At 67.2% G+C, this 3,045-nt stretch carries 3 protein-coding genes; 2 read left to right on the plus strand and 1 reads right to left on the minus strand.

Annotated features, from left to right (window positions below; genetic code table 11):
• Positions 1–7 precede the first annotated feature (7 nt).
• Positions 8–502 carry a PAS domain-containing protein gene (locus QOI01_RS02670; protein WP_526378340.1) on the minus strand — a complete coding sequence of 165 codons (495 nt, stop codon included), beginning with the start codon at positions 500–502 and terminating at the stop codon, positions 8–10.
• A 67-nt stretch (positions 503–569) separates the two neighbouring features.
• On the opposite strand from QOI01_RS02670, the gene QOI01_RS02675 reads away from it, so the two are divergent.
• Both QOI01_RS02675 and oxc read left to right on the plus strand, forming a co-directional pair.
• Positions 570–1,508 (plus strand): LysR family transcriptional regulator, encoded by a 939-nt coding sequence (locus tag QOI01_RS02675; protein ID WP_526378342.1) that lies wholly within the window; start codon positions 570–572, stop codon positions 1,506–1,508.
• A 151-nt stretch (positions 1,509–1,659) separates the two neighbouring features.
• The coding region (gene oxc / locus QOI01_RS02680) for an oxalyl-CoA decarboxylase (RefSeq protein WP_526378344.1) at positions 1,660–3,045 on the plus strand (1,386 nt) is incomplete at its 3' end.

The raw sequence follows: 3,045 nt of genomic DNA on the forward strand, positions 1-3,045 counted from the left end.
GGGATGGTCACACCCGCCCTGCACGGGCCTCCAGGTCGGCGATCTTGGCGCGCAGGGCCCTCTCGGCCTCGCGGCGCTCGCTGACTTCACGCATGATCGCCGAGATCCCGACGATCACGCCTGCGTCGTCGCGCAGCAGGGCAACGCTGAACTCGATCGAGAGCCGGTGCCCATCCTGGTGGCTGGCAGGCACGCTCAACAGCGTGTCCCCGTAGCGGGTGGTGCCGGTGGCCATGGTTTGCCGGTACCCCTTCCAGTGCCGGTCCCGCAGCTTGTCCGGGATGATCAGGTCCAGGCTCTGGCCCACCGTGTCGGCAGCTGAGTACCCGAAGATGCGCGCCGCTCCGTCATTCCACAGCCGAATGAGTCCGTCCGGGTCGGTGACCACGATGGCCTCCGCTGATTCGGCCACGACCGCCTGGGCGAGCCACTCCTGGCTGACGGTGCTGCTGCCCTCGACCACGCTGCCTTCTCCTTCGTCGGAACTGTTGCGCGATTGCATTCACCCACAGGATACCTCATACTGTATACACAGTAGCTAGTTCATATGACGGCCAGGAGGAGTGCAGGTGCTGTTGCGTCAGCTGGAGTACTTCGTCGCGGTGGCCCGTGAACGTCACTTCGCCCGGGCCGCGGACGCCTGTTACGTCTCGCAACCGGCACTGTCCACCGCGATCGCCAAATTGGAGCGCGAGCTCAACGTCACGCTGATCCATCGCGGGCAGAACTTCGAGGGTCTGACACTGGAGGGCGAACGGCTCGTCGTGTGGGCCAAGCGGCTGCTGGCCGAGCACGACGGTCTCAAGGCCGAGGCCGCCAACATGCGGACCGGAATCTCCGGGACGCTGCGCCTGGGCACGGGGCCCACGGTGTCGACGACCACGGCACTTCCCGTAGCCGCGTTCTGCGGGCTGCACCCGCTGGCCAAGGTGACCATCTGCTCGCGCTTGTCGTCCACCGAGTTGCTGCGCCAACTGCGCGACTTCGAGCTCGACGCCGCCATCGCACACTTCGGCCCGGACGACCGCTCAGGACTTGAGGTGGTGCCGTTGTACAAGGAACGGTACGTGCTGCTCGTCTCCGGCGAGCAGCTCGCTCCGGGCACCCGCACCATCACGTGGGCCGAGGCCGCCCAATTGCCACTTGCCTTGCTGATGCCGCACATGCGATTCCGGCAGTTCATCGACAAGGCGTTCGCCGCCAACGGAGTGGCGGCGGTGCCCCAGGTGGAGACGGATTCGGTCGCTTCGCTCTACGCGCACGTGGCCACCGGCGCATGGGCCAGCGTGGTGCCCCACACCTGGCTGCGCGCGATCCCGGCTATGGGAGCGGCCAGAGCGGTCCCGCTCGTCGAGCCGGAGACCACCGCACAGATCTCGATCGCGATCCACGCCGGCTCTGGCTCGGCCGCGGCCCGGGCGTTCGTGAACGTGGCGGCGGGCGCGCACCTGGACGAAGCCTTCGACCTGCAGCGCCGAGAATTCGTCTCCGGCCCGAAGATGCCCTGAATGCGTCGTCGACGACCGGGTACGACGGCGCGGTTCGTGATAACCGACGTTTATCGACCGGTTGACGACAGGTCTTGGACGCGCCGACCGCCAGCGTGAAAAATACTGGGAAGTAACCGAAAACATCCATCAGCCAGGAAGGGTCCACACCATGACCGTCGCTCCCATGCGAGACGTCGAGGCGGGGAGTACCGACGAGCCAGGTGCTCTCACCGACGGGATCCATTTGGTCGTCGACGCACTGAAGCTCAACGACGTACAGAACATCTACGGAGTGGTCGGCATCCCGATCACCGATCTGGCCCGCCTGGCCCAGTCATCGGGCTTGCGGTACATCGGCTTCCGGCACGAGAGCGACGCCGGACACGCCGCAGCCGCGGCGGGCTTCCTCACCCAGAAGCCCGGCATCTGCCTGACGGTGTCGGCTCCGGGCTTCCTCAACGGTCTCGTCGCACTCGCCAACGCCACCACCAACTGCTTCCCGATGGTCCAGATCTCCGGATCAAGCGAGCGCCACCTGGTCGACCTTCAGCGGGGCGACTACGAGGAGATGGACCAGCTGGCCGCTGCCAGGCTCTTCGCCAAGGCGGCCTACCGAGTATCGCGCGCCGAGGACATCGGCCGCGGTGTGGCCCGTGCGATCCGCACCGCGGCCTCCGGCCGTCCCGGCGGTGTCTACCTCGACATCCCGGCCGCGGTGCTCGGCGAGGTGCTCGACGCCGAGCAGGCGTCGAAGACGTTGTGGCGGGTGGTCAACCCCGCCCCCAAGCAACTGCCCGAGATCGAGACGGTCGACTCGGCCATCGAGCTGCTTGCCGGCGCCGAGCGCCCGTTGATCGTGTTGGGCAAGGGTGCTGCCTACGCCCAGGCCGACGAGCGGATCCGCGAGTTCGTCGAGACCACCGGCATGCCCTACGTGCCGATGTCGATGGCCAAGGGCCTGCTGCCCGACGATCACCCGCAGTCCGCGGCCACCGCCCGCTCTCTCGCGCTCAAGCGTGCCGACGTGGTCATGCTCGTCGGTGCGCGGCTGAACTGGCTACTCGGATTCGGCGATGCGCCGCAGTGGAACCCGGATGCGAAGTTCATCCAGGTCGACATCTCGGCCTCGGAGATGGACAGCAACCAGCCCATCGCGGCGCCTCTCGTCGGCGACATCAGCTCGGTGATGGAGACTCTGCTCGAGCGGAGCAAGCCTGGCCAGATCAGCGTGGCGCCGCAATGGCGCGAGGAGCTCTCGGCCAAGTCGGCGCAGAACGTCGCCAAGATGGCAGGCCGCCTCGAGGCCGCGCTGACCGCGCACCCGATGAAGTTCCTCGGTGCCCTGCAGGCCATCCGCGACGTCCTGGCCGACAACCCGCAGGTGTACGTCGTCAACGAGGGCGCCAACGCACTTGACCTGGCGCGCAACACGATTCCCATGCAGGTGCCGCGACATCGGCTGGACAGCGGAACCTGGGGCGTGATGGGCATCGGCATGGGCTATGCCATCGCCGCAGCCGTCGAGACCGGCGATCCGGTCGTCGCGATCGAGGGT

The organism is Mycobacterium sp., from assembly GCF_032162605.1.
Lineage (GTDB): Bacteria > Actinomycetota > Actinomycetes > Mycobacteriales > Mycobacteriaceae > Mycobacterium.